The organism is Zongyangia hominis (assembly GCF_014385095.1).
Lineage (GTDB): Bacteria > Bacillota > Clostridia > Oscillospirales > Ruminococcaceae > Zongyangia > Zongyangia hominis.
Genome location: NZ_JACRTC010000003.1, coordinates 181,837 through 199,305 on the forward strand (window position 1 = coordinate 181,837; position 17,469 = coordinate 199,305).

Annotated in this window: 15 protein-coding genes; 13 read left to right on the plus strand and 2 right to left on the minus strand. The window is 60.1% G+C overall.

What is annotated here, in order from left to right:
- The first annotated feature begins 53 nt into the window (after positions 1-53).
- From H8709_RS06220 to H8709_RS06230, 3 genes are all read left to right on the plus strand, one after another.
- On the plus strand, positions 54-1,511 hold the full coding sequence (locus H8709_RS06220; protein WP_262397512.1) for a sensor histidine kinase: 1,458 nt from the start codon (positions 54-56) through the stop codon (positions 1,509-1,511).
- 111 nt (positions 1,512-1,622) lie between these two features.
- Positions 1,623-3,287 (plus strand): S1C family serine protease, encoded by a 1,665-nt coding sequence (locus H8709_RS06225; RefSeq protein WP_262397513.1) that lies wholly within the window; start codon positions 1,623-1,625, stop codon positions 3,285-3,287.
- Positions 3,288-3,481: 194 nt separating this feature from the next.
- On the plus strand, positions 3,482-4,420 hold the full coding sequence (locus H8709_RS06230; RefSeq protein ID WP_262397514.1) for an AEC family transporter: 939 nt from the start codon (positions 3,482-3,484) through the stop codon (positions 4,418-4,420).
- 635 nt (positions 4,421-5,055) lie between these two features.
- Here H8709_RS06230 and H8709_RS06235 read toward each other — a convergent pair.
- Complete coding sequence (locus H8709_RS06235; protein ID WP_262397515.1) at positions 5,056-6,186, minus strand: aldo/keto reductase; 1,131 nt, start codon at positions 6,184-6,186, stop codon at positions 5,056-5,058.
- A gap of 337 nt (positions 6,187-6,523) precedes the next feature.
- On the opposite strand from H8709_RS06235, the gene rpe reads away from it, so the two are divergent.
- A complete protein-coding gene (gene rpe, locus H8709_RS06240; RefSeq protein WP_262397516.1) occupies positions 6,524-7,195 on the plus strand; it encodes a ribulose-phosphate 3-epimerase in 672 nt (223 codons plus the stop codon).
- On the opposite strand, the gene H8709_RS06245 is transcribed toward rpe, so the two are convergent.
- Positions 7,183-7,764: an adaptor protein MecA gene (locus tag H8709_RS06245; protein WP_262397517.1), complete on the minus strand. Its 582-nt coding sequence runs from the start codon at positions 7,762-7,764 to the stop codon at positions 7,183-7,185. The two genes, rpe and H8709_RS06245, sit on opposite strands and share 13 nt — an antisense overlap.
- 179 nt (positions 7,765-7,943) lie before the next feature.
- On the opposite strand from H8709_RS06245, the gene H8709_RS06250 reads away from it, so the two are divergent.
- The 9 genes from H8709_RS06250 to H8709_RS06290 all read left to right on the plus strand — a co-directional run bounded on the left by H8709_RS06250 (position 7,944) and on the right by H8709_RS06290 (position 17,319).
- Positions 7,944-9,143, plus strand: coding sequence for a 4Fe-4S binding protein (locus H8709_RS06250; RefSeq protein WP_262397518.1), 1,200 nt, complete (start codon positions 7,944-7,946; stop codon positions 9,141-9,143).
- A gap of 28 nt (positions 9,144-9,171) precedes the next feature.
- Positions 9,172-10,173 (plus strand): RnfABCDGE type electron transport complex subunit D, encoded by a 1,002-nt coding sequence (locus H8709_RS06255; RefSeq protein ID WP_262397519.1) that lies wholly within the window; start codon positions 9,172-9,174, stop codon positions 10,171-10,173.
- On the plus strand, positions 10,136-10,786 hold the full coding sequence (locus H8709_RS06260; protein WP_262397520.1) for an Rnf-Nqr domain containing protein: 651 nt from the start codon (positions 10,136-10,138) through the stop codon (positions 10,784-10,786). Before H8709_RS06255 ends, H8709_RS06260 begins: the two co-directional genes overlap by 38 nt.
- The gene (locus H8709_RS06265) at positions 10,787-11,380 is read left to right on the plus strand and encodes an Rnf-Nqr domain containing protein (protein WP_262397521.1); all 594 of its coding nucleotides are present in this window, start codon (positions 10,787-10,789) and stop codon (positions 11,378-11,380) included. It begins immediately after the preceding gene.
- A gap of 43 nt (positions 11,381-11,423) precedes the next feature.
- Complete coding sequence (locus tag H8709_RS06270; protein WP_262397522.1) at positions 11,424-12,677, plus strand: putative glycoside hydrolase; 1,254 nt, start codon at positions 11,424-11,426, stop codon at positions 12,675-12,677.
- 225 nt (positions 12,678-12,902) lie between these two features.
- The gene (locus tag H8709_RS06275) at positions 12,903-13,928 is read left to right on the plus strand and encodes a LacI family DNA-binding transcriptional regulator (protein WP_262397523.1); all 1,026 of its coding nucleotides are present in this window, start codon (positions 12,903-12,905) and stop codon (positions 13,926-13,928) included.
- A gap of 90 nt (positions 13,929-14,018) precedes the next feature.
- Complete coding sequence (locus H8709_RS06280) at positions 14,019-14,840, plus strand: transketolase (protein WP_262397524.1); 822 nt, start codon at positions 14,019-14,021, stop codon at positions 14,838-14,840.
- The gene (locus H8709_RS06285; protein WP_262397525.1) at positions 14,837-15,772 is read left to right on the plus strand and encodes a transketolase family protein; all 936 of its coding nucleotides are present in this window, start codon (positions 14,837-14,839) and stop codon (positions 15,770-15,772) included. Before H8709_RS06280 ends, H8709_RS06285 begins: the two co-directional genes overlap by 4 nt.
- Before the next feature lie 65 nt (positions 15,773-15,837).
- Positions 15,838-17,319 (plus strand): FGGY-family carbohydrate kinase, encoded by a 1,482-nt coding sequence (locus tag H8709_RS06290; RefSeq protein WP_262397526.1) that lies wholly within the window; start codon positions 15,838-15,840, stop codon positions 17,317-17,319.
- The last annotated feature ends 150 nt before the right edge of the window (positions 17,320-17,469 follow it).

A 17,469-nucleotide genomic window follows, 5' to 3' on the forward strand; every position in this document is an offset into this window, starting at 1 on the left:
GTGAGCCGCGCGCCTCCAAGCGGGGGCAGGCGCGGGACAAGGGAGGAAAGACTGTGCAAAGAAGCGTATTTACCCGCTATTTTACGGTGTGCGCCATCATCATTTTGATGAGCGTTACCATTCTCGGCGGCGTTTTTCTCATGTTTGCCTCCCAGAATTTTCGCAATGAAAAACTGGATATGCTCTATCAAAACGCCACCCACGCGGCGGACATCACCATGAGTAACTACGAGAGCAACGGCTACCAGTTCATCAGCCAGTCCGCCATACTCCAAGGCTTTCAGATGATGGGGGAAGCCATTGGCGCGGAGTTCTTCCTCACCGATCTCAACGGCAAGACTCTGGTCTGCACTGAGGAGGACGCCTGCCAGCACGCCAACTATCTGATGGCCGAAAGTATCATGACCCAGCTCAGAGCGGGCAATTCCTATACCGAGGTGGGCAAGCTGGGCGGCATCTATCAAAGCCAGTATTACACGGTGGCGGTGCCGCTGTTGGCGGACACCCAGGTGGTGGGCGCCATTTTCGTTTCCACCTCGGCCCAGAGCCTCCACGCCTTCCTCATGACCACCCTCAAGATGTTCGTGGTCAGCGCTTTGGCCGTGCTCATCATCGCCTTTGTGATCATCTACTTTGTCACCAAGCGCATGACCCAGCCGCTGGCCCAGATGTCCCAGGCCACCCGCAGCTTTGCCAAGGGCGACTTTACCGCCCGGGTTCCGGTGGCCGGTTACGACGAGATTGCCCAGCTGGCCATCGCGTTTAACAATATGGCAAACTCCCTGGCCCTGACCGAGTCCACCCGCCGTTCCTTTGTGGCCAATGTCTCCCACGAGCTGAAAACCCCCATGACCACCATCGGCGGCTTTGTCGACGGCATTTTGGACGGTACTATCCCTGAGGAAAAGCACAAATACTACCTGCGCATCGTCTCCGACGAGGTCAAGCGCCTTTCGAGGATGGTCCGCTCCATGCTCAACATCTCCCGCATTGAGGCCGGGGAGACCACCATCAACGCCACCGACTTTGACATCAACGCCGTCATCTGCCAGACGGTCTTTAACTTAGAACAGCAGATTGAAGCGAAGCACGTGGACGTGCGGGGACTGGATAGCCCCCGCATCCTGGTGAGCGCCGACGAGGACCTCATCTATCAGGTGGTCTATAACCTCATCGACAACGCGGTGAAATTTGTCAACGAGGGCGGTTATATCGAGCTGAGCTACGAAGTGGCGGGCAGCCTGACCTACATCGCCGTGCGCAATTCGGGCGCCGGCATCCCCAAGGAGGAGATCCCCCACGTCTTCGACCGGTTTTATAAGTCCGACCGGTCCCGGGGCCTGGACAAAAACGGGGTGGGCCTGGGACTGCATATTGTGCGCTCGATTATAAATCTCCATGCCGGAGATATACTAGTCAGGAGTGTGGAAGGGGAATATTCCGAATTTGTCTTCTCTCTCCCCACCGGTTCGGCGGCAAAATTCAAAAAAAATGAGCCCAAAGAGAAATGATTGACCTTTTGTTTATTTTGTGTCCACAATCGCCGGTTACAATAAAGACAAACGGGACGGCACGGGCTAACCGTCCGGAAAGAAGCGGCGAGACACGGGAGGATGAGATTGATGAGCGAAATGAAATACGGCGGATACCCCGAGCGTCCTGAGGAGGAGGCGGGCTACCACTCCGGCGGGGACGACACAGGGGAAGCCGGCGCTCCGGAAGGAGCCGGCCCGGAGAAGTCCTCGGCCCCCGGCTGGGAAAACCGGGACGGGGGAGGGGACGGCGAAGCGTCCTCCTCCGGCAGTGAGGAAACCGGGTGGGTCTATGGCGGCCAGACGCCGCCTCCCCCGGGGGGCGGGAGCGCGCCGGGACAGGAAAGCGCCTGGTACGGCGGCCAGGCCCCGGGCGGCGAGAGCCAGGGCCAAGCCCCGGGCGGATACAACGCTTACAGCGGGCAAAGCGGCTATCATCAGCAGCCATACAGCGATTACCGCGCGCCGGGCGCGGCTCCAAACGGCGGCCGGCAGCGGGTGGAGCCCAACCCCTACCACTACAACTTCGACGAGTACGAGGCGGCCTCCCGCGCCCCCAAGCCGAGGAAAAACAAGGGCGTCACCGCCTTTGTTTCCATCCTGTGCGTGGTGTTTGTGCTGGCGGGGCTGTTCTTCGCGGGCCTTGGCATCTATCAGATCGTCACCAAGGACGAGAGCAAGTTCCATGGCCAGTCCGCACAGTCTCCCAGCGGCGAAAATTCATCCCCCTCCGAAAACAGCGGCCTGCAATTGCAGGACAAGCCGACGGTCAACGACGGCCAGGAGGCCGACGGTTCCCTGTCCACCGCCCAGATTCAAAAGAAGGTCCGCCCCTCGGTGGTGGGCGTCATCAAATATCAGGCGGAAAATCCGTTTGCGGCCGTGGGTGAGGGTTCGGGCATCATTATGAGCGCCGACGGCTATATCGTCACCAACGCCCATGTGGTCAGCGGCGCCGACGAGATCGGCGTGGTGCTCTCCAACGGCGAGGATTATGTGGCCACCTTGGTGGGCATCGACAGCAAGACCGATTTGGCGGTGCTCAAAATCGACGCGCAGAGTCTCTCCTACGCGGAGTTTGGCAACTCCGAGCAGCTCGAGGTGGGCGAAAAGGCGGTGGCCATCGGCTACCCCGGCGGCATCGAGTTCGGCGGCAGCACCACCGAGGGCATCATCTCGGGGCTCAACCGCCTGGTCAAAAGTTCCGACGGCAACTCTATGAACTACATCCAGACCGACGCGGCCATCAACCCCGGCAACTCGGGGGGCGCGCTCATCAACCGTTTCGGCCAGGTCATCGGCATCAACTCCGCCAAGATTTCCAACGTCAACTATGAGGGTATCGGCTTCGCCATCCCCATCAATGAGGCAAAGCCCATCATCGACGAGCTCAAGAGAAACGGCCGGGTCACCGGCCGGGTCAAGATCGGCATCACCATCCAGCCGGTCACCGAGGCCCTTTCCAAGCTTAATGAGGTGCCCCAGGGCGTGCGGATTATCTCCATCGACCCGGACAGCGACGCGGCGGCCAAGAATTTGGCCGTGGGCGACATCATTACCAAGATAAACGACAAGGAGATTCTTAAAAACGCCGATGTGGCCGAGGCACTCGAGGGGCTCAAACCGGGACAATCCATCAAGATGACCATTTATCGCAAGACGGGCAGCGGTTCCCAGAAGACCTTTGAAATCAGCGTGGTCTTGCAGGAGGACATCGAAAGCGCCCTGCCCCAGACCGTTCCCACTGTGGGATAAGAAATAGCACCCCAAGCGCCGTCCAGAATTTTATTCCGGACGGCGCTTTTTTGCCGGGCGGAAAGTTCTTGGACCTACGGCTTATTTTTGGTGATCCTGCTACTTTTTGGGGCCCCGCGTTGCCCTCTTCGCTGGATTGTAGTAAGATACAATAGGAATCGGGCCGCCCGACGGCCCGCGAAGGGGGAAGAGGTATGCAGCTTTCATGGGTGCTGGCACAGCAGGTGCTCGTCATGTTTTTACTGATGGCGGTGGGGTTTTTCTGCGGGAAAAAGGGGATCATCAACGAGGACGGGAGCCGGCAGCTCTCCGATTTGCTGCTCATGATCGTCATCCCCTGTCTCTCCATCAACGTCTACCAGGTGGATAAGGACCCGGCCATCGTCCGGGGGCTGCTGCTGGCCTTCGGGCTGGCCATCTTCTCCCACATCCTGGCCATCGTGGTGGCAAAGCTGTGCATCCGCAAAAAGGAAGACGTCCGCTACCGGGTGGAACGCTTTGCGGCGGTCTATTCCAACGCCGGCTTTATGGGTCTGCCCTTGGTCCAGGCCACCATGGGCAACGAGGGGGTCATCTTCGCCACCGCCTATATGGCTTGCTTTAACTTCTTCGCCTTCACGTTGGGGGAGATGGAGATGCGGGGGGAGCGCCGCCCGCCGTCCCTTAAAAAGATCATTCTCCACCCGGGAGTGTGGAGCGTGGCGCTGGGCATCCTGTTTTTCTTTTTGCAAATCCGGCTGCCCGCCCCCATCGGCCCCACCGTCAACTTTATCGCCTCCATGAATACGCCCCTGGCCATGATCGCCTGCGGCACCTTCTTAGCCGGGACCCAGCTCAAGGGGCTATGGAAGAATAAGAAGATGTACCTGGTGACGGGGCTCAGGCTCGTCGCCATCCCGCTGCTGCTCATCCTCATCTATAAGCTCACCGGCGTCATGGGCTGGTTTGCGGGCGCCGACACGGTGGTCATCATCAGCCTCATTTCCGCGGCCTGTCCCACGGCGGCCATGTGCTCCATCATGGCCCGGAAGTTCGACCTGGACGCCGCCTACGGCGGCCAGATGGTAGCGGTGACCACCGTCTTCTCCATCGTGACCCTGCCCTTGGTGGTCATGCTGGCGCAGCTGATTTGACACGAAGAAACACAGGAGCCAAACTTTTTTTGAGAGAGAAGTTTGGCTCCTTTTTTGCGCCCAGTGGGGAACTTCGCCCCCTTTTTTCCCCAAAGGGCCGCCGCTGCACGGCCCCCGCGCCCCTCCACGCCGGTGCCACAAATGTTCGGGGCGCATAAGATACTACTGGCACTCCATTTTCCCCCGGCGGCCTCCATAAGGGAGCGCCGGGGTCCCCCGCGCCCCTTTTGACAGTGCCGCGCCGCAAGGCGGGGAGCGGGGGATACAATCACACAGCGAAGGACGCACAAACACCTCGAACAAAAAGGAAGCTGTGCCTACTTTGCTGTGTTTTTCATAGGGCGCCCGCCCGCCATCCATCGGATGCGGGCCTGGGCGCAGCTGTCCACGCGCTGTCTTTCCCAGGGAGAGACAGGTTCCAGCCGGGGCGGGCAACCGTTCCGGCTTTTTGATAAGGAGCGCGGGCTTCCCTGAGAATGCCCGCGCTGAGGAATACGCCCAAGCGCCGCTTCCATCCTCCTTATGCCGCTCGCCTCACGTCCATGCGGCGGGCCGGCGTCCTCATCCCAGCGGCGCTTTCTTGTAAAAAGGCCCCGCCCGCGTTTTAACGCGGGCGGGGCCTTTGATGGTGCGCCCTAGGGCAGGGCGTTGATGGCGGTGTCCGCCTCCTCGAGACGGTCGGGAATTTGGATGTGCTGGGGGCAGTGCTCCAGGCACTTGCCGCAGCGCACGCAGTTGTCGGCCCGCTTGGCGGGGTCGAGGAACTTGGTGTAGATGAGTTTCGTCGGGGAGGAGCGCTTACGCTGCTGAAGGGTGTTATAGATTTTAAACACCTCCGGGATGTCCACCCCGGCGGGGCAGGGCATGCAATACCGGCAGCCGGTGCAGGGGACGGTTTTGACGCTGTGGATGGCTTCCACCACCTCGTCGATCACCCGGTATTGGCTTTCCGTCATGGGGACAAAGGGGTCAAACTGGGCGATGTTGTCCATGACCTGCTCCATGCTGGACATGCCCGAGAGAACCACCTTGACGTTTTCTAAAGACGCCACCCATTTGACCGCCCAGGAGGCCGCCGAAGCGTCGGGCTCGTACTTTTTGAACACGTCCTCCGCCACATCGGGCAACGTGGCCAGATAACCGCCCCGGACCGGCTCCATCACCCAGCAGGGGATATGGTGGTCGCAAAGGATCTGGTAGCTGTCACGAGCCCGCTGCATCTCCCAGTCCAGGTAATTGACCTGGAGCTGAACAAAGTCCCATTGGTGGGTTTCCACCATGTTGGTCAGGTATTTGGGGTCGTCGTGGTAGGAAAAGCCGATGTATTTGACCTTTCCTTCCTCCTTCTTGCGGCGGATGAAGTCATAGGCGGCAAATTCCTCGATCTGGGTCCACTTCTCTTGGTCCACGCTATGTAAGAGGTAAAAGTCAAAGTAATCGGTCTTGCAACGGGAAAGCTGCTCGTTAAAGATGCGCTCCATGTCGTCGGGAGTCTTGCAATACCAGACCGGCAGCTTGCTGGCCAAATAGAAGCTCTCGCGGGGGTATTTTTGGGTGAGATAGTCCCCGAGAAACTCCTCCGATTCGCCGTCGTGGTACATATAGGCGGTGTCAAAGTAGTTCACGCCGTGGGCATAGGCGTAATCGAGCATCTTCTGAGACGCGGGCCGGTCGATTTTACCGTTGGGGAGCTTGGGAAAGCGCATGCAGCCGAAGCCCAGCAGGGAGGGGGTGGCCGCGATCTTTTCCATTGGCTTTTTTTCCATGGAGGTCCTTCTCCTTTCGTGTGTCCAAACTGTTGAAAAATTTGCCGGGCGTGCTTGTCCCGGCCGGTGAAAGCGCGCTTTTCTTTGGAGAGATAAGCGGCGCGGACGGTTGTAAATAGAGTATAACACAAATATGAATTTATTGAAACCATCCCGCTTTTTGGAAGGGGAAAGGTTGACGTTTACCCACGGGTAGTTTAGAATGAATAAGATGAAAATATGGTTACCATGGGGTTCTGTCGCCTGCCGGGGCGCGGGGAACAAAACTCCGGCAAACAATGGAGCCAAGACATAAAAATCCGCCGGGACGGGCCCGGCGGGAAAGAGGGGTTTTGTGATGATTAAGATTTCACCGTCGATTCTGGCCAGCGATTTTGCCAATTTGGAACGGGAATCCAAGACCATGGTGGCTGCGGGCGCGGACATGCTCCACGTGGATGTGATGGACGGCCATTTCGTCCCCAACATCTCCCTGGGCGCGCCGGTGGTGGCGGCTTTGCGCCCGAAGCTCCCCATCACCTTTGACGTGCATTTGATGATTACGAATCCTCTTCAGTATCTGCCCGACTTTGTCAAAGCCGGCAGCGACATCATCACCTTCCACTACGAGTCCGACGACGACCCCCGCGAAGTGATCCGGGCCATCCGGGCCGCAGGCAAGCGGGTGGGCGTTTCGGTGAAGCCGAAAACCCCGGCCCAAGAGATTTTTCCGCTCCTGGAGGAAGTGGACATGGTGCTCGTCATGACGGTGGAGCCGGGCTTCGGCGGGCAGAAGTTCATGGACGACATGCTCCCCAAAATCCGGCAGATCCGGGAGAAGGCAAACGCCCTGGGCAAGACCGATTTGGACATCCAGGTCGACGGCGGCATCGCCGACGCCACGGCGCCGCTGGTGGCGGCTGCGGGCGCCAACGTGCTGGTGGCGGGTTCCTCCCTCTTCAGGCAGGACGACTACGCCGCGGGCATTTTGAAACTGCGCCGGGCGGCGGAAGAAGCCTACGCCAAATAGTAGGACAGGGTGTCGATGGCCCGGTCCTCCACGATGGCGTGGCCGTGCTCCTGCAAATAGGAGACGAGCAGATGCCCCCGCCCCGCCAGGGGCGCGTATTCGCTCAAAAACCCGGCGGTTTTGCCGCTGATGCCGTCGAGCGGGTAGATGGCCAGATAGTAGGCCCGCCCCATTCGGTAGAGGGAGCTTTTGAAAATCCGGTGCCCCATCAGCTGGAAGAGCCGCACCGATGCGTCGATGACCGTATCGATCTTGCCGAAGCGGTAGACAGCCGGTTCCCCGATGGAGCGCTTGACCCGGTAGCGCCGGATGGCGGGGTTTTTGTCAAAGAGCGGGGTAAAATAGATGACACAGCCGTTTTGGCTGCTGGGATAAACTTCGATGAACAGCTTCTGCCGTCCGGGGGCGAAGCCCGCCTGGGTTTTGGCCTTGCCTAGGATGTGGAGCAGCACCTCCTTGGTGTGGGGATCGCTGTAATCGAGGGAGTCGTAAGAGATACCTAGGCCCTTGAGGTCCTCCCCGCTGAGGGTGACCTTGAGCTTATTTTTGCTGATCAGCTGTATATTCATGGAATAAAACCTCCAACGGGTCCCGGCGGCGGGGCCCGCAGTATGGGTGACAAACGAGAAGAAACCGGCTTTGACTTTAAGCCGGGAAGCCGCCGCGGACGTCCCGGTAAAAGCGGGGGACCGGTCGCGGCGAAAGAAAGCCCCGATGCCAACGGGGGAAGAAGAGGTGAAGCACATTCATGCAACTGAGGAAAAAGGGAGTCCCGCTCGAGCAGCGCAAAGACCCGGCGATTTCCCGTCCCATCGCTCATTATTTGTTTCCGAAAAAGGCGTATCTGCGGCTGCCCGGGGACGCGGCGCTTAAGCACGGCGACCAGGTGCAGATCGACGAGCCGGTGTTCACGGTGAAAAACCAGGCGGTCTTTTCTCCCATCGACGCCATGGTGGAGGAGATTTTGCGCCCCTCCTTTGACCCTGATCATACCTACGCGGCGCTGAGAAACACGGTGACGCCCACCCAGCGCCAGGTCATCCAGATCAACGACCCCGAGACGGTGGAAGCCGATCGGATTTTGGGCTTTGCAAAAAAATGCTCCGTCCTCGATGCGATGGACGGGGAGTTTCTCTATCAAAAGTTGGAGCGGCTCCAGGACAAGCGGAAATTGGTCATCGTCGGCGACGCCATTGACGACGAGCCCATGGTTTCCAGCCGCGTCGGGCCACTGCTCAAGCTGACGGCGGAGGCGGCGGGCGGACTGCGCCTGGTCCAGCGGGCGTTGGACGCCACCGAGGGCTGTTTTGCCGTCTTTGGCGACAGCGGGGACGCGGTGCGCTTTCCCAAGACCCTCTCCGGGATCCCGGTGGTAAAACTCCGGGGCCATTATCCGGCCCGTCTGCGGCTAAAAAATGAGATCAAAAAGCGGTACCCGGGCCGGCAGAGCGTCATCATTTCCGTGCCCGCCCTCATCCATCTTTACCGCGCGGTGGTCTACGAAAAGCCGCAAAGCTCCACCTTTGTGACCGTGGCCGGGGACGCCGTGGCCAACCCCGCCAATGTGGAGGTGGCCCTGGGCACGCCGGTGGGGGAGGTGCTGCGCTTCGCGGGCCTTGCCAAGGAACCCAAACGCCTCATCGCGGGGGGCACCATGGCCGGCTACCGCATCACCGACACCGAAACGCCGGTGCGCTACGGGCTTCGCTGCCTGATCGCGGACACGAGCGACGGACGCCGCACCCGGTACGAGTGCATCGGCTGCGCGCGGTGCGTCAAGGCCTGCCCGGTGGGGATTAACCCCTACCTGGCCTACCGCTACATCGACGGGAAAAACCGCCGGTACCGGTGGCTGGAACTGGACAAGTGTATCAAATGCGGCCTTTGTTCATATATATGCCCATCGAATATAGATGTTGCTTCCTATATCCAGTCGGTGCTCGACTAGCGCCGGAGGCAAAGGAGAGGAGAAATCTGTGAGTAAGAAAACCCGGCTGACGGCACAGCTGAGGGCGAGGGACACCTCGGCGGTGATCATGGGGGACATGATCATCGCGCTCGTTCCCCTGTGCGTGATGGCCTTCTATTATTATGGACTGCGGGCGGCGCTGCTGACCCTGACGGCGGTGGCGGTCAGCTACGCGGCGGATATGGCGGGCTACGCCATCCGGGGGAAGCTCCCCAATCCCAAGGACCTATCCAGCATCGTCACAGGGCTCATTGTGGTGCTCATGATGCCGGCGTCGGTGCCCTATTTTATCGTGGTGCTCGCCTGCCTCTTCGCCATCCTGGTGATGAAGCACCCCTTCGGGGGCCTTGGGAACAATGTCTTTAACCCGGCGGCGGGGGGCTTTGCCTTCGTGGCCATCAGCTTTCCCCAAAGCGTGTTTACTTACCCCGTGCCCTTTGCCCAGCTCGAACCCTTCGGCAATGTGACCGCCGCCCTGGTGGAAAGCCCGGCCTTCACCCTCAAGCTGGGGGGCTTGCCCACCTACGACCCGGTGCAGATGCTCTTGGGCAACTACCCCGGCCCCATGGGCGCCACCAATATCCTGGTCATCCTGACCTGCCTGCTCTTCCTGCTCTACCGAAAGAGCGTGGACTGGCGGATCCCGGTGGGCTTTGTGGGGGCGAGCGCCCTCATCGCCGTCCTCTTTCCCCGCATTGTGCTGGGGGCGGAGTACTCCGTGCTCTACGAACTGCTTTCCGGCAGCCTTCTTTTCGGCGCGGTCTTCGTGGTCACCGACCCGGTCACCGGGCCCAAAACCCGGGCGGGGCGCTGGCTCTACGGAATACTGGCAGGTGTGGCGACGCTGCTGTTTCGCCACTTCGGCGGCTTTGAGGAAGGGCTTTGCTTTGCCGTCCTCATTTTAAACTCCTTGTCCCATGTGATGGACCGGGAGACGACCCGTTTATCACGCTATTTGAGGAGGTGGATGCATGGGGATGCTCAGCTATCTGAAGAAAAATCGAAATAAGATGCGGTTAATCGAGGGCATGAGCTACCGAAACCCCATCTTGATCTGCGGTTTCGCCCTGGCCCCCGCCATCATGATCACCACCTCGTTAAAAAATTCCGTGGCCATGACCTTGGCCTTCCTGGTGGTGACACTGCCCACCCTGGTGGCCGCCTCTTTAATTAAGAGCCGTCTGCCCCAGTGGCTGCGCACGGTCCTTTACGCCCTGATCGCGTCGGTATTCTATATCCCGGCCCTGGCGCTGGTGCGACAGGTCCACCCCTTAGGCGTGGATCTGATGGGCATCTATCTGCCGCTGGTGGTCATCAACTCCGTGGTCCTTTCCCGGGCCGAGCGCTTTGCACGCCGCAATCAGCCCCAGTGGGCCCTCATCGACGGGCTGTGCTACACGGTGGGCTTCGGCTTTGTGCTGTGCGTGCTGGGTGTGTTGCGGGAATTGATCGGCGCGGGCAGCATCTGGGGCGTGTCCCTCGGGCTCGACCAGCGGACCCCCGCCGTGCTATTGCCCTTCGCGGGCTTTATGCTCGTGGCGTTTTTGGCCGCCGGCGCCCAATTCTTTAACCACCTGCTCCGCAAGCGAATCTATCACAGACAGTCCGAGGAGGTGAAGTAGATGGATGCGGTGACCCAATTTTTCCTCATGGCGCTGGTGGCGGTCTTCACCGAGAACGCCATCTTCACCCGAGCCCTGGGCGCCAGCCGCGCCCTCATCGAGCTGAGAAGCTCCCGCAGCACCGTCCTTTTCGGCGCGGTGCTCACCGCCATCACCTTTCTTTCCTCACTACTTTGCTATCCGGCGAATATATTTCTGCGAAAGCTCCCATATTATTTATATTTGGAGCCGCTGGTCTTCGTCTTTTGTATCGGAGCCGTCTACGCGGTCATCCATCTGCTCATGTCCCGCTTTTTGCCGAAAGCCTACAAGCGCGTGAGCAAAATGTTGCCCATGGCCACCTTTAACTCCGCGCTCTTGGGCGCTATTCTGGTGGCGCTGCACCAAAGCTTCGATCTTCCCAAGACCCTGGGCTTTGGCCTGGGCACCGGCATCGGCTTTACCTTTGCCGCCCTCCTCATCTGCGAGGGGCAAAAGCGGATGGAGCTTTCCAGGCTGCCCCGCTCCTTCCGGGGGCTGCCCGCCACATTGCTCTTTATCGGTATCCTGTCCCTGGCCTTCTATGGCCTCATCGGCCACCAGCTGCCCAGCTAAGTATCATTTTTGGACCCTGACCATGACAAGGGAGGCGTCACCAATGTCAAAACCGTATAAAATTAAGAGGAACACCAGAGTCTACCGCCGCCGCAGCCGCCGGACGTCGCCGCTTATGATCGTGCTGATGGTCCTGGGCTGCGCGGTGCTGGCCTTCGTGGGCTGGAGCATCTACCAGCCGGTGTACAATCTCATTACCGGCAATATCGAAGCCCCCGGGCCCGACGAATCCCAGAGCGTTTCCCAGCCGCCGGTCACCACCCCGGTGGAGAGCGAGCCGGAGACCCCGCCGGAAAAAGCGAGCGCGGCCAAAAAGCTCATGTATCTGCCAAACGCGGTTTTGACGGACCCGGCCAAGCTGGACGCCTTTTTGCAAAGCGCCGTGGACGCGGGGGCAAACGGCGTGATGATGGACCTCAAGGACGCCAACGGCTACCTGCTCTATCAGTCGGCGGTCAGTCAGGCGGTGGAGGCGGGCGCCGTTTCCGGGGGCGCTGTGGACCTGCCCGCCGTCATCGCCAAACTCCAAGCAAAGAACCTGACGCCGGTGGCCCGCATCCACGCCTGGGTCGACCACATCGCGTCGCGGACCTATGTGGACATGGCCATCAAATACAGCGGTGATATGAATTACCTGTGGCTGGACGACACCCAGCAAAACGGCGGCAAGCCGTGGCTCAACCCCTACTCCGCGCAGGCGCAGAAGTATATCACCGACATCGCCTTGGAGCTTTCCAGCATGGGGGTGAAGGAAATCGTCCTGGACGGCTGCTATTTCCCCACCATGACCGGTTCCAACCTGGCAAATTACGGGGAGACGACCAATACCGTCACCAAGGACGCGTGTCTGAAAAACTATATCGCGGCCCTCACCGCGGCCTTGGAGCCCTCGGGGACCGAAGTGGCCCTCTATGTGACCAGCGCTCCCCTCCTCACCACCGGAAGCGCCGCCTACGGCGGGGTCAACCCGGCGACGCTGGGGGCCAAAAATCTCTTAGTCAACGCCATGCCCGCCTCCTTCGGCTCCAAACTGGAGGCGGGAGGCCAGACGGTGGCCGCCCCGGCCAAGACCCCCTACGCGTCCCTGACGCTGGCGGTGTCGGAGATCAAGAAGGTGGCGCCGGAGGGGACGAAGCTGATGTTCTTCGTCCAGGGCTACACCGACGGCAAGCTGGCGGCGGACCAGAACAAGACCTACGCCAAGGCGGACGTCGACGAGCAGCTCAGGGCGTTACATGAGCAGCAAATCGAGGATTACCTCCTCTTCAGCCCCACCGGGGAGCTCCCGGCGGCATAAGAAGACCCCAAAGGGCAGGAAGCAAAAGCTTCCTGCCCTTTTTGTGTAAAATATTTAGAAGTAAATTTAGAGAATACCCCCGAAAAGGCCGGATATTGTGAAGAAAATCCCAGAAAACAGCAGAGTAACCAAGGGGGTACGCCAAATTCTGGACAGGAATGGGAAAATTCCCTATTGAAATATTTATATAAATATTTTATACTGGGAACGAAAGGAGGGGAAGAGATGAAAGTCAGCATCAAAAAACTCAGCGAACTTTCCGGCTTCTCTCCGGCCACCGTCTCCAACGTCCTCAACGGCAAGAAGGGCGTCAACAAGGACACGGCGGAACTGATCATGAAGATTGCCCGGGATTCGGGCTACCTTAGCGAGAACCGGATGACCAGCATCAAGCTGGTGGTGCTGAAAAAGCACGGCTGGGTCCTCTCGGACACCCCCTTCTTCTCCTCCCTCATCGAAGGGGTGGAGCAGGGGAGCCGGAACGCCGGCTACGACACCATCATCTGCAACCTGAGCGCCCAAAGCGACGATTTCGACGAGCGGCTCGAACAAGTCCTCACCGACCCGGGCTCCGGCATCCTCTTGCTTGCCACCGAGCTTTCGGGCGAGGACGTCATGGCTTTTTCCCGCGCGGTGGCCCCGGTGGTGGTCCTGGACGCCAGCTTCGAGAACCTGCCCTTTGACACGGTGCTCATCAACAACACCGATTCGGTGTGCGGCTCGGTGACCGGGCTCATCGAGGGGGGGCACCGGGAGATCGGCTATCTAAAAAGCAGCGTGCGGATTCAAAACTTTTTGTACCGGGAGATCGGCTACCGCCGGGCGCTGGAGCGGGCGGACCTGACCGCCGACCCCAAGTTCACGGCGGCGCTGACCCCCACCATGGAGGGCGCTTATAAGGATATGGCCCGCTATTTAGAGCGCGCCCCCAAGCTTCCCACCGCCTTCTTCGCGGACAACGACATCATCGCCTTGGGCGCCATGAAGGCGCTTAAGGAGCACGGCTGCCGGATTCCCGAAGACGTGTCGGTCATCGGCTTCGACGACCTGCCCTTCTGTGAGATTTCCTCCCCCAGCCTCTCCACCATTCGGGTCTTCAAGCAGGAGATGGGCCAGATGGCGGTGGGCCGCCTCATCGACAAGATGAAGTCCCCGGGGAAGGTCGTCAGCAAAATCCAAATTGGAACCGAGTACATCCAAAGGGACAGTGTCCGCGTGCTAAAAACACCTACGGAATCCATGGGCGCATAAGGCCCTGACGATATGATTCCTCCGCATCACCCGGCGGCGGGCGGAGGGGAGACAAAAGGCAAAAGGCCCCGGGAGAAATGGAGCGCTGTGATGGAAAACTTGAAAGCGAAATCCTTTGAGATCAGGGAGCATGTGCTCGACGTGATCTACCGTGCTAAGGCCGGGCACATCGGCGGCGACTTTAGCGTCACCGACATCCTGGTCACCCTCTACTTAAAGCACATGAATGTGAGCCCCGAAAACTTTCACGACCCCAACCGGGACCGCTTTGTCCTCAGTAAAGGCCATTCGGTGGAGGCCCTCTACTGTGTGCTGGCCGACCGGGGGTTCTTCCCCTACGCCGATTTGGAGACGGTTTGTCAGTTCCAAACCAAATACATCGGCCACCCCAACAATAAGATTCACGGCATCGAGATGTGCTCCGGTTCCCTGGGCCACGGGCTCCCCGTCTGCGTGGGCATGGCGCTGGCCGGCAAGATGAACGGCCAGGACTACCGGGTCTACACCGTCATGGGGGACGGCGAGCTGGCGGAGGGCTCGGTCTGGGAGGGCGCCATGGCGGGCGGCCACTACAAGCTCGATAACCTGACGGCCATCATCGACCGCAACCGGCTCCAGATTTCCGGGCCCACCGAAGAGGTCATGAGCCAGGACGACCAGAAGACCCGCTGGGAAGCCTTCGGCTGGCACGCCATCGTCTGCGACGGCAACGACATCGACGCCCTGGACAAGGCGCTGACTGAGGCCAAAGCCACCAAGGGGAAACCCACTGTCATTATCGCCGAGACCACCAAAGGCTACGGCGTCTCCTTTATCGAAAATAAAGCGCCGTGGCATCACAAGGTGCCGAACGCCGAGGAATACGCGGCTGCAAAACAGGAATTACAGGCAAGGAGGGCGCAGGCGTTATGAGTAAGATTGCAAACAAACAGGTCATCTGCGACGTGCTGGTGGAAGAAGCCAACCGGGACAAGGACATTGTGGTGCTGTGCAGCGATTCGAGGGGCTCTGCTTCTCTGACCAATTTCGCCGACGCTCACCCCGACCAGTTCATCGAGACCGGCATCGCCGAGCAGAACCTCGTCTCCATCGCGGCGGGACTGGCCGCCTGCGGCAAGAAGGCCTACGCGGCCTCCCCGGCCTGCTTCCTCTCCACCCGCAGCTTTGAGCAGTGCAAGGTGGATGTGGCCTATTCCAACACCAACGTCAAGCTCATCGGCATCAGCGGCGGCATCAGCTACGGTTCTTTGGGCATGACCCACCATTCGGCCCAGGACATCGCGGCCCTGTCGGCGGTGCCCAATATGCGGGTGTATCTGCCCTGCGACCGGCTGCAGACCGAAGCGCTGATGAAGGAGCTTTTAAAGGACAATAAGCCCGCCTACATCCGAGTGGGGAGAAACGCGGTGGACGACGTCTATGAGGAGGGCAACGTTCCCTTTGTGATGGACAAAGCCACCCACATCCACGAGGGAGAAGACATGACCATCATCGCCACCGGCGAGATGGTGCGCCCCGCCCTGGACGCGGCCAAGGCCCTCGAGGAAGAGGGCATCGGCTGCCGGGTGCTGGATATGTACTGTGTCAAGCCCATCGACGAAGAGGCGGTCATCGAAGCCGCTCGGGAGACCGGCGCCATCCTGACAGTGGAAGAGCACAGCATCTACGGGGGCTTAGGCTCCATGGTCAGCCAGATCGTGGCGAGAAACTGCCCCAAGAAGGTTATCAATTTGGCCCTGCCCGACGAGCCCGCCGTCGCGGGAAAATCCGCGGAGGTCTTCGGCTACTATGGGCTGGACAAAGCGGGCATTGTGAAGGCGGCCCGGGAGCTGCTGGGCAGATAAAAGCGGAGATTCTGCGGGGCGGGACAGGACATGGCCCCGCGCACCATAGAAAGAGGGGAAACGCGATGCAGGAGAAGTACATCCTATCCATAGACCAGAGCACGGCGGGGACCAAGGGGTTACTCTTTGACGCCCAGGGGACGCTCATCTGCCGCAGCGACGTCAGCCACCGCCAGATCATCGACGAGCGGGGCTGGGTGGAGCACGACGCCGAGGAAATCTACCGCAACACCATCGCGGCGGTTAAGGCGGTGGTGGAGAAGGCGGGCATCGACAAGGCGCTCATCGCGGGGGTCGGCATCTCCAACCAGCGGGAGACCGCCATGGCCTGGGACCGGGAGACCGGGAAGCCGGTCTACAACGCCATCGTCTGGCAGTGCGCCCGGGGGGAAGCCATCTGCAAGGAGATCGAGGCTAAAGGCCACGCGTCCATGGTCAAGAAGGCCACGGGCCTTCATCTCTCCCCCTATTTTTCGGCGGCAAAGCTCAGCTGGATTTTGCAGAATGTGCCCGGCGTCCAAGAGAAGGCGCAGGCGGGCAAGCTGTGCATGGGCACCATGGACAGCTGGGAAGTGTATAAACTGACTGGCGGGAAGTCCTTTAAAACCGATTATTCCAACGCCTCCAGGACCCAGATGTTGAACATCTTCTCCCTGCGGTGGGACGAGGAGATCTGCGGCCTCTTCGGCATTGACACGGGATGTCTGGCGGAGCTTTGCGACTCGGACGCCGACTACGGCGAGACCGACTTCGAGGGTTTCCTGCCCCGCCCCATTCCCATCTGCGGCGTACTGGGCGACTCCCACGGTGCCCTCTTCGGACAGGGATGCCTGCAAAAGGGCATGATCAAGACCACCTACGGCACCGGCTCTTCGGTGATGATGAACATCGGCAAGACCCCCATGCTCAGCAAGAGCGGCGTGGTCACCTCCATCGCGTGGAGCATGGGCGGCCAGGTGGACTATGTGCTGGAAGGCAACATCAACTACACCGGCGCCGTCATGAAGTGGATTGTGGAGGACTTGGGCCTCCTGTCCTCCCCCAAGGAGGCCTCCCAAGCGGCGGGGGCCGCCAATGGGGAGGACGAGACCTATCTGGTGCCCGCCTTCACCGGCCTGGGCGCGCCCTACTGGGATTCCGAGGCCCGGGCGGTGATCTACGGCATGACCCGGACCACCGGAAAAAATGAAATTGTCAAGGCCGCTGAAGAATGCATTGCCTATCAGATTGCGGATATTGTAGGCGTCATGAGCCGGGAGTCGGGCATCACCATCGACTCCCTCCGGGTGGATGGCGGCGCCACCCGGGACGCTTACCTGATGCAGTTTCAAAGCGACATCCTGAATATCCCCGTGCGGGTGGCGAGCGTCGAGGAGCTTTCCGGCGTGGGCGCGGCCTACACCGCGGGGTTGAGCCTCGGCCTCTACGACCAGGGCATCTTTGAGCGGATGACCCGCCGGGACTACCTGCCTCAGATGAGTGAAAAAACCCGGGAGAAAAAGCGGGCCGGCTGGCAGAAAGCCGTCTCCGTCGTATTGTCCAAATAACCACCTGCCGGTGGAGGATGACGCGAACCTGTGGTTTTATAGGTAACGTTGTCGCGGCACCCGCGTTGCAGCTGCGAGCGCACCAAAGCGGCCCTGCGGTCGGCATGACGCGCCCTAAGCCCCCAATGCAAACCATTGTCGCGGCACCCG